The sequence below is a fragment of the Paraburkholderia terricola genome (genome assembly GCF_900142195.1).
In the GTDB taxonomy this organism is placed as follows: domain Bacteria; phylum Pseudomonadota; class Gammaproteobacteria; order Burkholderiales; family Burkholderiaceae; genus Paraburkholderia; species Paraburkholderia terricola.
Map to the genome: position 1 here is coordinate 212,403 of NZ_FRAB01000004.1, position 15,603 is coordinate 228,005.

A 15,603-nucleotide genomic window follows, 5' to 3' on the forward strand; every position below is an offset into this window, starting at 1 on the left:
CGCATCCCCGCCGAATGCCGCCGCGGCGAATTCCGGCCACAGCCATGAACAGAAAGAGAAAGGCCAGCAAGCCGCTGGTCATACAGAACGATCGGATCGTTTCACTGTACTTCGATGCGCGCGGCGTGCAGAGCACGATGTTTCGGCATGACCCCTATGCGCTCGCGCTCGGCTACACGCGCACCATGATGGGTTTTCTCCTGTTGCGGCCGGCCCCGCGCCGCATTTCGATGATCGGTCTGGGTGGCGGATCGCTGGCGAAATATTGCTACCGTCATTTGCCGGAGACGGCCATCACTGCCGTCGAAATCAATCCGGAGGTGATCGCGCTGCGCGACCAGTTTCATCTGCCGCCCGATGACGAACGGTTTCGCGTGGTATGTGCGGATGGCGCGCGGTTCGTCACCGGAACGGATCACCGGCCGGACGTTCTGCTGGTCGACGCTTTCAACGCCGACGGGTTGCCCGCCGAACTGGGCAGTACGACGTTCTACGAGGCCTGCCGTCGCCGTTTGAGCGATGACGGCATGATGGTGGCGAATCTCGTGACGGACGAGCCGGACTTCCAGCGCTATCTGCGCGCTCTGAGGGAAGTCTTCGCGAACGCGGTGGCTCTCGCGCCGTCGGAGGGCAGCCAACATAACGTCACCGTGTTTGCATGGAAAGGAGCCGGGCAGGTTCCATCTCTTGCCGCGATGCTCGAACGGGCACGCGTACTCGAGCCGCGACATGCGGTCAATCTGCATGCCACGGCCACGCGCATCGAATACGGCAAAAGATTTGACTGGAATCGATACGGGCAGCCGCGTTGAGCGTGTTCGTCCGCGAGGCTTCAACGATCGGCCCCGCTTCAATGCCCGCCTTATCGAACGGGCGCATTCTCAAGGAAAGCAGATGACAGCAGAAAGCGATAATCAAAGCAGTACCCTGACTCATGCCGCCAGTTGGGCGCTCGAGCGGCTTGCGCGGCAGCGATATGGCCGCGACGCGCCGGCGCTGAACTGGTCGGTTGCACAGGAATTGCGTAACGCGGGATATGTGTCGGTGCCGGCGAACGGGCGGGGCGCTGTGTCGATTACCGAGGCCGGCCAGAACTACCTGCGCGCCAGGGCCGTGCGCTAGCAGCGCGCAGTTTGTTTTTCTCGAAGTGCTTCACGGCCGCATGATGACGGCGTATGAGCGAGTGGCCTGAGAAGCCGGCGGCGCGTGTGGCGTTGATGAGGCTTCGATGGTGGTGACTCGCATCGCGCCGTGTATTATAATCAAATTAACATATCTGAACTGGACGCCGCTCTCATCATGGAAACGAAAAGCGCTCGACTCACGATTCTGATCGACCCGGTGAAGAAGGAAGCGTTCGAGAAATTGTGTGCCGCGCAGGACCTCACGCCCTCGCAAGTGGTGCGGCAATTGATTCGCGAATACCTCGAACAGCATGGCGTGACCTACAAGACGAAGAGTGTCATCGGCGCTCGCCCACGGCGAAAGAGCGAATGAACCGGAAGGTCTCATTGCGTAATACGCGCCCTGTTCTTCATCGAAATTCCCCCGCTTGTAACCAGACGTAACCCAGCAGGCGGCACCGCGATCTCGTGCATCAGTTATTACAAACTTGAAATACGCGGACTGCCGCCTTGCGCTATATTTCGCCCAACAACACATTCGTCAAAAGGGTGATCGATGAAGTCCGTTCGTCTTGTTCCGCTTCTGATCGGGGTTTTCGCATTGGGCGCATCGGGTGCGGCAATGGCTGGTAGGGTCAACATCGGCGTCAATATCGGCATTCCCGCTCCGGTTTATGTCGCGCCGGCTCCCGTCTACGCACCGCCGCCGCCGCCGCCGCCCGTCGTGTATCAGCCGGCGCCAGTGTATTACGGCGCTCCGGCGGTCGTGATCGGCTGGCATGGCGACCGCTACTGGGACGGCCGCCGCTACTGGGCACGGAACGACTGGTATCGCCATCATCCTCCGGGCCGTTACGATTATGGCCGCAACCACTACGACAATCGGCGCGGCTGGCATTAAGCGTTCAGACCGCGGTCGATGTCGCCGCGGAATCAGAAAACCGCCCGGAGCGAATCTCGCACCGGGCGGTTTTTTTTGCGCGTGCAATACCTTCGGCCATGCGCCCATGCGGCACAAGCAACGGTTATTCGGCCACGGCGGCCATTCCGCCCACCACCGCGCTAAAGCCGCTGTCCACGTGAACGATCTCCGCCGTCACGCCCGCCGCGAGATCCGACAGCAGGAAGGCCGCGGTATTGCCGACCTGTTCGATCGTCACGTTGCGCTTGAGCGGCGCGTTCTGCTCGACGAATTCGAGAATCTTGCCGAAGCCCTTGATGCCGCTCGCGGCCAGCGTCTTGATCGGGCCCGCTGAAATCCCGTTCACGCGCACGCCCTTCGCGCCGAGCGACACCGCCAGATAACGCACACTCGCTTCGAGCGACGCCTTGGCGAGACCCATGGTGTTGTAGTTCGGAATCGCGCGTTCGGCGCCGAGGTAGCTCAGTGTGAGCAGCGACGCGTCGGGCGTGAACATGGATTGCGCGGCCTTGGCGAGCGCCGGGAAGCTGTATGCGGAGATGTCGTGCGCGATGCGGAAGTTCTCGCGCGTCATGCCGTCGAGAAAGTCGCCCGCGATCGCTTCGCGCGGTGCAAAGCCGATCGAATGGACGAGGCCGTCGAGGCCGTCCCAGCGCTCTTTCAGCGAGGCGAAGAGGGCGTCGATCTGCGCGTCGTCGGCGACGTCGCAGGGGAACACCAGGTCGCTGCCGAATTCGGTGGCGAACTCGGTGATGCGGTCCTTGAAGCGCTCGCCGACATAGGTGAACGCCAGTTCGGCGCCTTCGCGCTTGCAGGCTTGCGCGATGCCGTACGCGATCGAACGGTTCGACAGCAGGCCGGTCAGCAGGATACGTTTGCCAGCGAGGAAGCCCATGAATTCTCCTGATAAGGTCTGCGCTTCGCGCACGCGAACGTGATGCGTTCGGAACGTGCGGATAGCGCGGGTTTATTAGGTAGAATTCTCTCACATTGCTCTTGCCCACTGACCAACAAGGCCCCTATGACAACTGGCTCGCGACGGGTTCAAACGCCTCACGCGCTTCGGCGCAGCGTGATTCACAGACTCTCGCGTGTCGGTCTACCGGTTGTGCCGCGTTTGCGGAATTCATGGCGCGCGGCATGTGCCGTTGCGCTATCCGGCGCGTTGGCGGTAGCTGGGCTGCTGGTGGCGCCGCGGGCGCAGGCCGTTCATGCGATCGCGCAATACGGCGAGCCGAAATATCCGGCGAACTTCAAGCACTTCGACTACGTCAATCCCGATGCGCCCAAGGGCGGCACGCTCGTGCTCGCCAATCCGAGCCGGCTCACGAGCTTCGATAAATTCAATCCGTTCACGTTGCGCGGCAACACCGCGCCTGGCGTGAACGCGATGTTCGAAAGCCTGACCACCGGCAGCAGCGACGAAGTGGCGTCCGCGTACGGGCTGCTTGCAGACGACATCAACGTTGCGCCGGACGGCCTGTCCGCCACCTTTCACATCAACCCGAAAGCGCGCTTTTCGAACGGCGATCCGGTGACCGCCGAGGACGTCAAATTCTCGCTCGACACGCTGAAAAGCCCGCAAGCCGCGCCGCAATTCGCGTCGATCTTCGGCGAGATCACGCGCGCGGTGGTGGTCGATCCGCATACGATCCGCTTCGAGTTCCATCAGCGCAATCGCGAGTTGCCGTTGCTCGCCGGCGGCGTGCCGGTGTTCTCGCGCAAGTGGGGCATGAAGCCCGACGGCAGCCGTACTCCATTCGATCAACTGGCGTTCGAAAAGCCGATCGGCAGCGGCCCTTATCTGATCGAACGGTACGACAACGGGCGCACGATCACGTACCGGCGCGACCCGAACTACTGGGGCGCGGCGCTGCCGGTGCGGGTCGGCACGAACAACTTCGATCGCATCGTCTACAAGCTGTATTCGGATAGCACCGTGCGGCTCGAGGCGTTCAAGGCGGGCGAGTACGACGCGATGGTCGAGTACATCGCGCGCAATTGGGTGCGGCGCGACGTCGGCAAGAAATTCGATAGCGGTGAACTGATCAAGCGCGAATTTCCGCAACATAACGGCACGGGCATGCAAGGCTTCATGCTGAACACGCGGCGCCCTTTGTTTCAGGATGTGCGCGTGCGCAAGGCGCTCGACCTCGCGCTCGACTTTCAGTGGCTGAACCGTCAACTGTTCTACAACCAGTACACGCGCATCGACAGTTTCTTTGCCAACACGGATTTGCAGGCCAAGGGCCTGCCTTCGCCGGGCGAACTGGCGCTGCTCGAACCGTGGCGCGCGAAGCTCGATCCGTCCGTGTTCGGCCCGCCGCCGAAGCAGCCGGACACCGATCCGCCAGGCTCGCTGCGCGCCAATCTGCTGCAGGCGCGGGCGCTGTTGCAACAGGCGGGGTGGACCTATCGCGACGGCGCATTGCGCAACGAGAAGGGCGAGCCGTTCCGCTTCGAGATTCTCGACGACTCCGGTTCGTCCGCGCAAATGGAGCCGATCATCGCCACTTTCATCCGCAATCTGCGGAAGCTGGGCATCACCGCCACGTTTCGCGTATCCGATTTCGCCGTCTATCAGAAGCGTCTGGACGCATTCGATTTCGACACCACCACCATCCGCATGCCGGATGTGCAGGTGCCGGGTTCCGAGCAGATCGACCGTTTCGGCAGCAAGGCCGCGGATACCCACGGTTCGGACAACATGATCGGGCTGAAGTCGCCGGCGGTCGATGCGATTCTCAACGCGCTCGTGCATGCGCAGACGCGCGAGCAACTGGTCGACGCGACGCACGCACTCGACCGCGTGCTGATGCATGGCTACTATGTGGTGCCGCACTGGTATAGCGCGACGCATCGTGTCGCGTTCAAGCGCGGCCTCGCGTGGCCGAAAACCTTGCCTCTGTACTATGGCGCGGAAGGCTGGATCACGTCGACGTGGTGGTTCGCGCAGCCTCAGCCGCCATCGTCGTCGCAACCGTAACCGCAGCCGCGCGGAAGCGCCCATCCACTTACCGCCTCGCACCGGAAACGTCGACTATGTGGAGCTACATCCTCAAACGCCTGCTGCTGATGATCCCGACCCTGCTCGGCGTGCTGACGCTGACCTTCGCCGTGATCCAGTTCGTTCCGGGCGGCCCGGTCGAGCAGATGCAGCACGAGTTGCGCAAGGGCGCGGAGGGCGGCTCGCCGTTCGGTCTGCGTGCGCATAACGGCGTCGACGCGCAGCAGGTCGCGCAATTGAAGGCGCTGTATGGCTTCGACAAGCCGCCGCTCGAACGCTACGTGCTGATGCTCAAGCGCTTCGCGACGTTCGACCTCGGGCAGAGCTATTTCCGCCATCAAAGCGTCTGGTCGCTGATCGTCTCGAAGCTGCCGGTGTCGATCAGCATCGGCTTATGGACGTTCTTTCTGACATATCTGATATCGGTGCCGCTGGGCATTGCGAAGGCGGTGCGCAACGGCTCGCGCTTCGACATCTCGACCAGTCTCGTCGTGTTGATCGGCTACGCGATTCCAGGTTTCGTGCTGGGCGTGCTGCTGCTCGTGCTGTTCGGCGGCGGCACGTTCCTGCAACTGTTTCCGCTGCGTAACCTCACCTCGGACAACTGGGCGCAACTGAGCCTCGGCGGCAAGATCGTCGACTACCTGTGGCATATCACGTTGCCGATCACCGCCTCGGTGGTGGGCAGTTTCGCGGTCGTCACCATGCTCACCAAAAACGCGTTCCTCGACGAGATCCGCAAGCAGTATGTGCTGACGGCGCGCGCCAAGGGCTTGTCGGAAAAACGCGTGCTGTGGAAGCACGTGTTTCGCAATGCGTTGCTGCCGCTGATCGTCGGTTTTCCGGCGGCGTTCATCGGCGCGTTCTTCACCGGCAGTCTGCTGATCGAGACGCTGTTTTCGCTCGACGGCCTGGGCCTGCTGTCCTATGAATCGGTGGTGCGGCGCGACTATCCGGTGGTGCTCGGCACGCTGTATCTATTCACGCTGATCGGTCTCGCGACCAAACTGATCTCCGACCTGTGCTATGTGTGGGTCGATCCCCGCATCCAATTCGAACAACTGGAGCGCTGATGAATCGAGCCCGCCTTTCCGCCGATGCGGCGGCGCGCACCGAACCGGCTCGCGCGTTCGTATCGCCTTCGCCCGCGCGCCGCGTGTGGCAACGTTTTCGCCAGCAGCGGCTTGGCTACTGGAGCCTGATCGTGTTCGTCGTCGCGTTCGCGGCGAGCCTCGCCGGTCCGCTGTGGTCGAACGACAAGCCGCTGGTGGTGCGCTACGACGGCCATCTGTATTTCCCGATGTTCAAGACCTATGCCGAGACCACCTTCGGCGGCGATTTCCCCACGCCCGCCGATTATCTCGATCCGTATATCAAGCAGCGCTTCGACACGCCCGGCAACTTCGCGTTGTATCCGCCGAACCGCTACTACTACGACACGCTGAACTACTTTTCGAAGGCGCCGAACCCCGCGCCGCCCTCGCGTGAAAACTGGCTCGGCACCGACGACCGCGGCCGCGATCTGTTCGCGCGCTTGCTGTACGGCTTTCGCGTGTCGGTGGAATTCGCGCTGGTGCTCACGCTGATCGGCACGGTCATCGGTATCGCGGCCGGCGCGGTGCAGGGTTTCTTTGGAGGGCGTGTCGATATCGTTGGGCAGAGGCTGATCGAAATCTGGAGCGCATTGCCGGAGCTTTATCTGTTGATTATTTTTTCGTCGATCTTCGAGCCCGGATTCATTTTGCTGATCGTGCTGCTGTCGCTGTTCGGCTGGATCGGTTTGTCCGATTACGTGCGCGCGGAGTTTCTGCGTAACCGCAACCAGGACTATGTGCGTGCCGCGCGAGCAATGGGGCTGTCGAACTGGCAGATCATGTGGCGGCACGTATTGCCCAACAGCCTGACGCCGGTCATCACGTTCCTGCCGTTTCGCATGAGCGGCGCCATTCTGGCGCTCACGAGCCTCGACTTTCTCGGCCTCGGCGTGCCGTCGCCGACCCCGAGCCTCGGTGAACTGCTCGCGCAAGGCAAGGCGAATCTCGACGCGTGGTGGATTTCCTTGTCCACCTTCGGCGTGCTGGTCGCGATGCTGTTGCTGCTGACCTTCATGGGCGACGCGCTGCGCAACGCGCTCGACACCCGCATCTCCGATGCGATGCGCGCCGGAGGCAACCAGTGAGCGCCACGGTCGATAACAGCGCAAAAGAGGCCGTCACGCGGCCGCTGCTCGAACTCGAGCATCTGCACGTGACGTTCGGCGACACGGTCGCGGTGAACGACGTGACGCTCGCGATCCAGCGCGGCGAGCGCGTGGCGCTGGTCGGCGAATCGGGCTCGGGCAAGAGCGTGACCGCGCTGTCGATCCTGCGCCTGCTGAACGACGCGCAAGTGAGCGGGTCGATCCGTTTCGACGGCGAGGACCTGCTCGCCAAAAGCGAGCGCGAGATGCGCGGCATGCGCGGCTCGGACATCGCAATGATCTTCCAGGAGCCGATGACGGCGCTCAACCCGCTTTACACGGTCGGCGATCAGATTGCGGAGACCGTCGTCGTGCACGACGGCGTGGCGGCGGGCGAGGCGCGCAAACGCGCGGTCGCGCTGCTGGGGCGCACCGGCATCGCGGAGCCGGGCAAGCGCGTGAACAGCTATCCGCATCAACTCTCGGGCGGCCAGCGGCAGCGCGCGATGATCGCGATGGCGCTCGCCTGCCGGCCGCGCCTGCTGCTGGCCGACGAACCGACCACCGCGCTCGACGTGACGATCCGCGCGCAGATTGTCGACCTGCTGCTCGAATTGCAACGTGACGAAGCCGAAAAACGCGGCATGGCCGTGCTGCTGATCACGCACGATCTGAACCTCGTGCGCCACTTCGCGCACCGCATCGCGGTGATGGAGCGGGGCGTGCTGGTGGAAAGCGGGCCGGTCGAGCGCGTGTTCGAGTCGCCGCAGCATCCGTACACGCAGCGTCTGCTGGCCAGTCGGCCGCAGCGCACGGTGGTGCCGGTGCTGCCGATTTCGCCGGTGCTGCTCGAAGCGCGCGAGGTGTCGGTCGATTTCAAAACGAAGCTGCCGGGTTTGAGCGGCTGGTTCCGTTCGGGGAGTTTTCGCGCGGTGGCGGATGCGACTGTGTCCGTGCGCCAGGGCGAGACCTTGGGGATCGTCGGCGAATCGGGTTCCGGCAAATCGACGCTCGCGATGGCCTTGCTCGGCTTGCAACGCACCGCGCACGGCGAGATCGAATTTCAGGGCAGGGCGCTCGGCAGCTATCGCGGCGCCGAGCAGACCGCCTTGCGCTCGAACATGCAAGTCGTTTTCCAGGACCCGTTCAGTTCGCTTTCGCCGCGCCACACCATCGAGCGGATCGTCGGCGAGGGGCTCGCGCTGCACCGCCCGCAAATGACGCCGCAGGCGCGCCGCGACAAGGTGGTTTCGGTGCTGCGCGAAGTCGGCCTCGACCGGACGGTGCTGTGGCGCTATCCGCATGAATTCTCCGGCGGCCAGCGTCAACGGATTGCGATTGCCCGCGCTCTGGTGCTGGAGCCGCGCATCCTGGTTCTCGACGAACCCACCAGCGCGCTCGACGTTTCCATCCAGCAGCAAGTGCTGAAACTACTCGCCGGATTGCAACAGAAGTACAACCTCGGCTTCGTATTCATCAGCCACGATCTGGCCGTGATTGGAGCGATGGCGCACCGCGTCGCGGTGATGCAAAACGGTTCGATCGTCGAAAGCGGCGCCGTTGAGCAGATTTTTGCGACGCCCGCGCATCCTTACACTCGAAAGCTGCTGAAAGCGGCGCTTGACCATTGATTTTGCACTCTTTCACCAATTGGGTGCGTGTCTCGATTGTATTTTTCTATTTGTTTTGACACGTGAATACTTACTGGCTAGTATCGACCAAACTTTTTCCGTAGACCCTTGTTTTTTAGGCAATAAATACCGACCAATGCAGCACAGAAACCTGACCCAGGCTTGCACGCGCGTCGTCGCCGGGATGTTCATTGGCGTCTTGATGGCAGCAGCTCCCGGCGCTTTCGCCGACGAAGTAAGCAGTTTCAATCAGAATGCCTCATATTCGACCCTCAACGGGTCGAATTCGTTGTCCTCCCCGAATTCGCGTGCGGCCGCTCCCGGGAGCGACAGCGGCGCCAAGTCGTTCCTTTCCGGCATGGCCGGCAAGGCGGGCGACGTGGTCGTCGGCGCGCTGAACATGATCGGCGTGCGCTACCGCTGGGGTGGCAATACTCCGGATTCGGGACTCGATTGCAGCGGTTTCGTCCGCTACGTGTTCCAGGACACGCTTGGCATGGCGCTGCCGCGCCGCGCCGAGGAAATGAGCCGGGTCGGCGAGAAGGTGCGCGTGAGCGACCTGAAGCCGGGCGATCTCGTGTTCTTCAACACGATGCGCCGCACGTTCTCACACGTGGGCATCTACATCGGCGACAACAAGTTCGTGCATTCGCCTTCCACGGGCAGCACGATCCGCGTCGACGACATGGATAGCGGCTACTGGGAAAAGCGCTTCACCGGTGCACGCAGGATCGAGACGTCCTATCAGGACGGTCAGGATCTGCGCACACGCGTGAATGCGGCGATTGGCGGCAATAACTGATTTTGATCTGTTGCGCCGGCGGTTGTGGCGCGACAACAAAAAGCCTGCTTCGTTTGAAGCAGGCTTTTTTTACGTCTGGAGGGCGGGGGTGTGTCCGTATCGCGTCGGCGCGGGCCTTGCGTGCCGCGCAGTCCAGCCGTAGCCGCCGCGCGCCGCCGGTGTTGCCTGACCCAGGCACCGCCTGCCTACACCGCCGCGCGGCTCACCGCCAGCTTGCGCTGCAACTCCGGCATCATCTTCGCCACGGCTTCCTCGCCGGCCAGAATCGCGGCGTTGCGTTGCGAGAAATCGCTGCCGCTCATGGCGGCCAGATTCGGCCGGATCACGACGTCGGCGTACTTGTCCAGTTCGTAGGCCTTGATCGTCTGTCCCATGATCGTGAAGGTCTGCATCAGCACGTCGAAGGAACTCGCGGTCAGGCCGCTTTCCGGACGCTGCGAGATGTCCACGGCGATCACGAAGTCCGCGCCCATCTTGCGCGCGAACGAGGCGGGCACCGGGCTCACCAGGCCGCCGTCGACGTATTCGTGGCCGCCGATCTTCACCGGCTCGAAAATCGACGGCACGCTGCACGACGCGCGCACGGCGATGCCGGTATTGCCCCGCTGGAACAGGATCGGCTGGCCGGTTCTCAGATCGGTGGCGACCACGCCGAGCGGCTTCACCATCTTTTCAATCGGACGGTTGTTGAGCGTCGTGTTCAGGTAGTTCTGCAGCGCAATGCCTTGCAGGAAACCTCGCGTGCGAAACGGCATGGCCCAGTCGCTGATCGACGCTTCGTCCATGGTCAGCGCCAGCTTGTTCAGCGCGAAGCCGTTCATGCCCGACGCGTACAGTGCGCCGACCACCGAGCCCGCGCTCGTGCCGGCCACCAGATCGACCTGGATGTTGCGCGCCTCGAGCGCCTTGATCACGCCGATGTGCGCGAAGCCGCGCGCGGCGCCACCGCCTAGCGCGAGCCCGACGCGAATCGGCCGCTGCGGTTTGTCGAGCGGCGGCGTGGTCGCCGCGGGCGTGCCGGCGACCGGCGTGCGGTCGGTCTTGCTGCCGGTTGTACCGCACGCGGCCAGCACCGTGGCGGCCGCCGCCAATGTGAAATGGCGACGGGCGAGGCGAGGGGATGACGGTTTCAACGAGTTCTCCAGCAACGGCACGGGCGGCGCGATCAGCGTGAACCCGTGCCGCGATCAGGCGGGTAGTCAACATACGAGGATCGCGGGCGGCGATGCCATGCGCGGCGGTTCTATCCCCGGCCGCGGCGCGCGCACATCATAAATCAAAGCGCCCGATGCGCGGCGACCCGGTAATGAAACGTTGCAGAGGAAGCGCTCGGGTGCCGTGAATTGCGTCGCGCACGCCGCTTGCACGCTGGTTCCACCGCCTCGTTGGCCATTCGGACGAGGGCGGGCAACTCGCTAGCCGCAGGTATAATTCGCCTCTCGCATTTATTTCCTTCGTGTCCGTGCGCGGCGTTTTTCTGCCGCATGGGCGCGGTCCGCTGCCGCGCCTGGCTGGCGATGTTTGCCGAGGCGCCGGCGCCCGTCTTCCGAGTAACCGCTAATGACCACCTCCGTTCGTACCCGTTTCGCACCGAGTCCCACCGGCTTCATCCACCTCGGCAACATTCGCTCCGCGCTCTATCCGTGGGCGTTCGCGCGCAAGATGAAAGGGACCTTCGTGCTGCGGATCGAGGATACCGACGTCGAGCGCTCCACCTCCGAATCCGTCGACGCCATTCTCCAGGGCATGGAATGGCTCGGCCTCGATTTCGACGAAGGCCCGTTCTACCAGATGCAGCGCATGGACCGCTATCGCGAAGTGCTCAAGCAGATGCAGGACGCGGGGCTCGTGTACCCGTGCTACATGTCGACGGAAGAACTGGACGCGCTGCGCGAGCGTCAACGCGAAGCCGGCGAAAAGCCGCGCTACGACGGCACGTGGCGCCCCGAGCCGGGCAAGGTCCTGCCGCAGCCGCCGGCGGGCGTGGAGCCCGTGCTGCGCTTCCGTAACCCGCTTACCGGCGTGGTGGCGTGGGACGACGCGGTGAAGGGCCGCATCGAGATCTCGAACGAAGAACTCGACGACCTCGTGATCGCTCGCCCGGACGGCACGCCCACCTACAACTTCTGCGTGGTGGTGGACGATCTGGACATGCGCATCACGCACGTGATTCGGGGCGACGATCACGTGAACAACACGCCGCGTCAGATCAACATCCTGCGCGCGCTGGGCGCCGAGCCGCCGGTGTACGCGCATCTTCCGACCGTGCTGAACGAGCAGGGCGAGAAGATGAGCAAGCGCCACGGTGCGATGAGCGTGATGGGTTATCGCGACGCAGGCTATCTGCCGGAAGCGGTCGTCAATTATCTGGCGCGTCTGGGCTGGTCGCATGGCGACGCGGAAATTTTCTCGCGCGAGCAGTTCGTCGAATGGTTCGATCTCGAGCACCTCGGCAAGTCGCCGGCTCAGTACGACCACGACAAGCTGAACTGGCTGAACGCGCACTACATCAAGGAAGCGGACAACGCACGCCTCGCCGGGCTTGCCAAGCCATTCTTCGCGCAGTTGGGCATCGATGAAGCCGCCGTCGCGCAAGGCGCGGATCTGACCGCGGTGGTGGGCTTGCTGAAGGATCGCGCGTCCACGGTGAAAGAAATCGCAGAGAACGCCGCCATGTTTTATCGCGCGCCGGCGCCGGAGGCCGACGCATTGGCGCAGCACGTAACCGATGCGGTGCGTCCGGCGCTCGCCGATCTGGCGGCCGCGCTCAAGACGGTGGAGTGGACGAAGGAAGCGATCGCCGCTGCATTGAAGGCGACGCTAGGCGCGCACAAGCTGAAGATGCCGCAACTGGCGATGCCGGTTCGTTTGCTGGTGGCGGGCACCACGCATACGCCGTCGATCGACAGCGTGCTGCTGCTGTTCGGGCGCGATGTCGTCGTGGGCCGTATCGAAAGCGCGCTGGCCTGAAGCGCGTTCGGGCCGTGCATCGAAAGACCTTGCATGCGGCTCCTGAAAAAAACGCATGCAATTGCTCAAAGGGTATTTACAAAGCGAAGATTGGCCTCTAGAATTTCGTTTCTGTTCTGCAAGGGGGGTATAGCTCAGCTGGGAGAGCGCTTGCATGGCATGCAAGAGGTCAGCGGTTCGATCCCGCTTACCTCCACCATCAGAACATTGCCAACATGCTGTACAGCATCAGAAGTCCGAAAGCCCTGAGAAATCGGGGCTTTATTTTTTTCTGAGGTCGGTAGGAACATATAACAGGCCGCAAAAGGGCACGGGTTCCCGCCAAGACTCCTGCCGCGCCAGCATTCGCTGAGAGCGCCGAAAATTCACCGTTGCGCCAGCCCCCGACCGATCAGCAAGCAGACGAAAAGATGCCGCCGGCACGGCTCATGAATCGCCATGCGAGCCCGTGTTTTCTGGTGCCACGACATCCGTGTCCGAACCAGCGCCGCTCCCGCCGACCTCAAAGCCAGCCGGTTTCAAAGCTGCACGAGGTGAGCGGCACACAACCGCTGTCAGTGACGACCACCTGCTGCTCGAGCTTCACGCCTTGATTTCCTCCTTCCGCGCCGATATAGCTTTCGACGCAAAGCGTCATGCCGGTTTCGAACTGACCGTCGTAGCCAGCGCTTTCCCAATCGACCTGATGCGCGATGGACGGATACTCGTCGACCATGCCGATGCCGTGCGCCACGCAGCTATATCTGTTCTTCAGATATAGCGCCGGTATCTTCCAGGCCCGTTCCGAGAACTCCCGGAATGTCATGCCTGGGCGCAACAGGTCCATGTTGAAATGAACTTGTGAATAGGCAGCCTCATAAAGCTTGCGCTGTTCGTCGGACGGCCGGGTATGACCTACCGTCCATGTCCGGGAGATATCCGAGCAGTAGCCATTCGGTCCGACCATGTCGGTATCGAACGCCAACAACTCACCGTGTACAAGGATCCTCGAGGAGCATTCGTGCATCCACGGATTGGTCCGGTCTCCGGATGCGAGAAGACGCGTTTCGATCCATTCGCCGCCATGCCGGATGTTCTCGTGGTGAAGGTTTGCCCAGAGATCCTGTTCGCTCATGCCGGGCCGAAGCTCGCGATGCATGCGCTCGATCCCTTTCTCGCACGCGCGCAGGGACTCGTTCATGAGCACGAGTTCGCCCGACGACTTAACCGTCCGGGCCATCTCCATCATGGCCTGTCCGTCCAGAAGAGTCAGCCCGTGCTTCGTCAGGCAGGCAGCGCCGATGGGGTCGAGCCGGTCGACGGCCAGTCGGCGCTCGTTCGGCGCACGTCTGCCGAGCGCATCGACAATCTCGGCGCCCCACGCGTTAGCGCGGCGCTCGGCTTCCGGGCCCGCGCTGAAGAAGGTCCAACCGACCGCGCTGCGCATTTCGAGGTCCAGACTCAGGCCATCCCACACATGCTCGCAACTGTGAAACTCCCAGGCGATGACACGACCGTCGGCGAATACCATCACGTATCGCGACGGGTTGCGCCCCGTCCAGATTTGCATGTTCGACGTGTCCGTTGCGTAGCGGATATTCACCGGGTCGTACAACAATATCGCGGGGCAGTTGTTCTTATGCAGTTGTTCCCGCACCCGGGCCAGCCTGTAGGCCCTGACGTCGATCAAAGTATTGCTCGTTCGTTTCAGATCGGCGGGCGTACTCGCATCGATCATCTCGCTGCAAGGCATGGGGACTCGCTTTATCGGAGTGCAACGGTCGCCGCGGAACATTCAGCATGCGACGTTGCGCGTTTCATGGGAGGGGCCAATCAGAGTTCCAGCACCAGATCGGAGGTCGGACGGCTGCAACACAGAAGGCGGAAACCTTTCTGGACTTCCCTGTCGCGAATCCCGCCGTTGTGACGCATATCCACCGTGCCTTCGAGTACCCTGGTTTTGCAGGTACCGCACATACCCTGGCTGCAAGAGGATGCGATTGCAACGCCTGCTTTTTTTGCAGCGGCAAGCACGGTTTCCGACGGGCTCATCGTGAACGTTCTGGAGGAGCGGGCCAGCTTGACCGTGACGGTTTCCCGAATCGCATCGCTCTCTTGCAGGGCAGACGCAGGGGCGGACGCAGCGGCGGACACCGGTGCGGCACCTGCTGAGATATCGAAACTTTCCTGGTGATAACGCGCCGGGTCGTGACCGCCTTCGCGCAGCAGATTCCTTACCGCACCCATGTAGCCCGCCGGACCGCAAGTGAACACCTCGCGCTCCGCGTAATCAGGAAGCCATTCCGCGAGGAGCTGAAGGCTCAATCGGCCCGTCGCGCCGGCCCAAGCCTCGTCGTTGCCGATTCCTTCGCATACGAAGAAGAGGCGAAGCCGAGGGGAGAGTTTCGCGAGTCTTTGCAGTTCCTCGCGAAACACGATATCGGCAGGCGTTCTTGCGCTGTGCACGAACGCGATATCGCGGTCGAGCCCGAGGTCGATGCTCGCGCGCGTCATCGACATCAGCGGCGTCACGCCGGAACCCGCCGACAGGTACAACGACTTCGAGGCACGCGACGCGGTAGGCGTGAAAGTGCCGGACGGACCATACGCTTTCAACTGACTTCCCGGCTTCATATTGTCATGAAGCCAGTTGGACATGATTCCCCCCGGAACCCGCTTTACCGTAATGGAAAGCAGATAGGGACGCGTGGGCGGCGAGGAAATCGTGTAGCAACGTTCGACCGATCGTCCTTGCACATTCGCCGCGACCGTCATGAACTGACCGGGCTCGAAACGCACGGGCAAACCATCGCTCGCGCGAAACTCGAAGCTCTTGACGTCGTGCGTCTCGTCGACGACGCGGCAGCACGTCAGGGTCTGCTGCTCGCTACTGGGCCAGAGCCTGCCGCCACTCTCCCACGTGTCGGGATCGGACAGTCGGTCGGCGGCCGCGGGTTCGGCGTCAAGAATGCTTTCAACGGAGTTCATA

Annotated in this window: 14 protein-coding genes and 1 tRNA gene; 11 read left to right on the plus strand and 4 right to left on the minus strand. The window is 62.6% G+C overall.

Annotated elements, in window-relative coordinates; genetic code table 11:
- Nucleotides 1-44: 44 nt before the first annotated feature.
- From BUE39_RS05555 to BUE39_RS05570, 4 genes are all read left to right on the plus strand, one after another.
- On the plus strand, nt 45-812 hold the full coding sequence (locus BUE39_RS05555; protein ID WP_090518702.1) for a fused MFS/spermidine synthase: 768 nt from the start codon (nt 45-47) through the stop codon (nt 810-812).
- A gap of 82 nt (nt 813-894) precedes the next feature.
- Nucleotides 895-1,122, plus strand: a complete 228-nt coding sequence (locus BUE39_RS05560; protein WP_073427639.1) for a hypothetical protein — start codon at nt 895-897, stop codon at nt 1,120-1,122.
- A 177-nt stretch (nt 1,123-1,299) separates the two neighbouring features.
- Complete coding sequence (locus BUE39_RS05565) at nt 1,300-1,497, plus strand: ribbon-helix-helix protein, CopG family (protein ID WP_073427640.1); 198 nt, start codon at nt 1,300-1,302, stop codon at nt 1,495-1,497.
- Between the two features lie 183 nt (nt 1,498-1,680).
- Nucleotides 1,681-2,025: a hypothetical protein gene (locus BUE39_RS05570; RefSeq protein ID WP_073427641.1), complete on the plus strand. Its 345-nt coding sequence runs from the start codon at nt 1,681-1,683 to the stop codon at nt 2,023-2,025.
- A 124-nt stretch (nt 2,026-2,149) separates the two neighbouring features.
- Here the strand turns inward: BUE39_RS05570 and fabI are convergent, their stop codons facing one another.
- Nucleotides 2,150-2,941, minus strand: a complete 792-nt coding sequence (fabI, locus tag BUE39_RS05575; RefSeq protein ID WP_073427642.1) for an enoyl-ACP reductase FabI — start codon at nt 2,939-2,941, stop codon at nt 2,150-2,152.
- Between the two features lie 126 nt (nt 2,942-3,067).
- Here fabI and BUE39_RS05580 point away from each other — a divergent pair, with 126 nt between their 5' ends.
- The 5 genes from BUE39_RS05580 to BUE39_RS05600 all read left to right on the plus strand — a co-directional run bounded on the left by BUE39_RS05580 (nt 3,068) and on the right by BUE39_RS05600 (nt 9,665).
- Nucleotides 3,068-5,032, plus strand: coding sequence for an extracellular solute-binding protein (locus BUE39_RS05580; RefSeq protein WP_084561359.1), 1,965 nt, complete (start codon nt 3,068-3,070; stop codon nt 5,030-5,032).
- Nucleotides 5,033-5,088: 56 nt separating this feature from the next.
- Nucleotides 5,089-6,126 (plus strand): microcin C ABC transporter permease YejB, encoded by a 1,038-nt coding sequence (locus tag BUE39_RS05585; RefSeq protein WP_073427643.1) that lies wholly within the window; start codon nt 5,089-5,091, stop codon nt 6,124-6,126.
- Complete coding sequence (locus BUE39_RS05590; protein ID WP_073427644.1) at nt 6,126-7,232, plus strand: ABC transporter permease; 1,107 nt, start codon at nt 6,126-6,128, stop codon at nt 7,230-7,232. The genes BUE39_RS05585 and BUE39_RS05590 overlap by 1 nt, the downstream gene beginning before the upstream one ends.
- The gene (locus BUE39_RS05595; RefSeq protein ID WP_073427645.1) at nt 7,229-8,863 is read left to right on the plus strand and encodes an ABC transporter ATP-binding protein; all 1,635 of its coding nucleotides are present in this window, start codon (nt 7,229-7,231) and stop codon (nt 8,861-8,863) included. Before BUE39_RS05590 ends, BUE39_RS05595 begins: the two co-directional genes overlap by 4 nt.
- A gap of 136 nt (nt 8,864-8,999) precedes the next feature.
- The gene (locus tag BUE39_RS05600) at nt 9,000-9,665 is read left to right on the plus strand and encodes a C40 family peptidase (RefSeq protein ID WP_073427646.1); all 666 of its coding nucleotides are present in this window, start codon (nt 9,000-9,002) and stop codon (nt 9,663-9,665) included.
- A gap of 185 nt (nt 9,666-9,850) precedes the next feature.
- Here the strand turns inward: BUE39_RS05600 and BUE39_RS05605 are convergent, their stop codons facing one another.
- Nucleotides 9,851-10,798 (minus strand): patatin-like phospholipase family protein, encoded by a 948-nt coding sequence (locus BUE39_RS05605; RefSeq protein ID WP_073427713.1) that lies wholly within the window; start codon nt 10,796-10,798, stop codon nt 9,851-9,853.
- Nucleotides 10,799-11,225: 427 nt separating this feature from the next.
- On the opposite strand from BUE39_RS05605, the gene gltX reads away from it, so the two are divergent.
- The gene (gltX, locus tag BUE39_RS05610; RefSeq protein WP_073427647.1) at nt 11,226-12,635 is read left to right on the plus strand and encodes a glutamate--tRNA ligase; all 1,410 of its coding nucleotides are present in this window, start codon (nt 11,226-11,228) and stop codon (nt 12,633-12,635) included.
- Between the two features lie 123 nt (nt 12,636-12,758).
- Nucleotides 12,759-12,834, plus strand: a tRNA-Ala gene (locus BUE39_RS05615).
- 303 nt (nt 12,835-13,137) lie between these two features.
- Here the strand turns inward: BUE39_RS05615 and BUE39_RS05620 are convergent.
- Both BUE39_RS05620 and BUE39_RS05625 read right to left on the minus strand, forming a co-directional pair.
- Complete coding sequence (locus BUE39_RS05620) at nt 13,138-14,352, minus strand: M24 family metallopeptidase (protein ID WP_374710265.1); 1,215 nt, start codon at nt 14,350-14,352, stop codon at nt 13,138-13,140.
- Between the two features lie 95 nt (nt 14,353-14,447).
- Nucleotides 14,448-15,602 (minus strand): FAD-binding oxidoreductase, encoded by a 1,155-nt coding sequence (locus BUE39_RS05625; RefSeq protein WP_073427649.1) that lies wholly within the window; start codon nt 15,600-15,602, stop codon nt 14,448-14,450.
- Nucleotide 15,603: the final 1 nt, after the last annotated feature.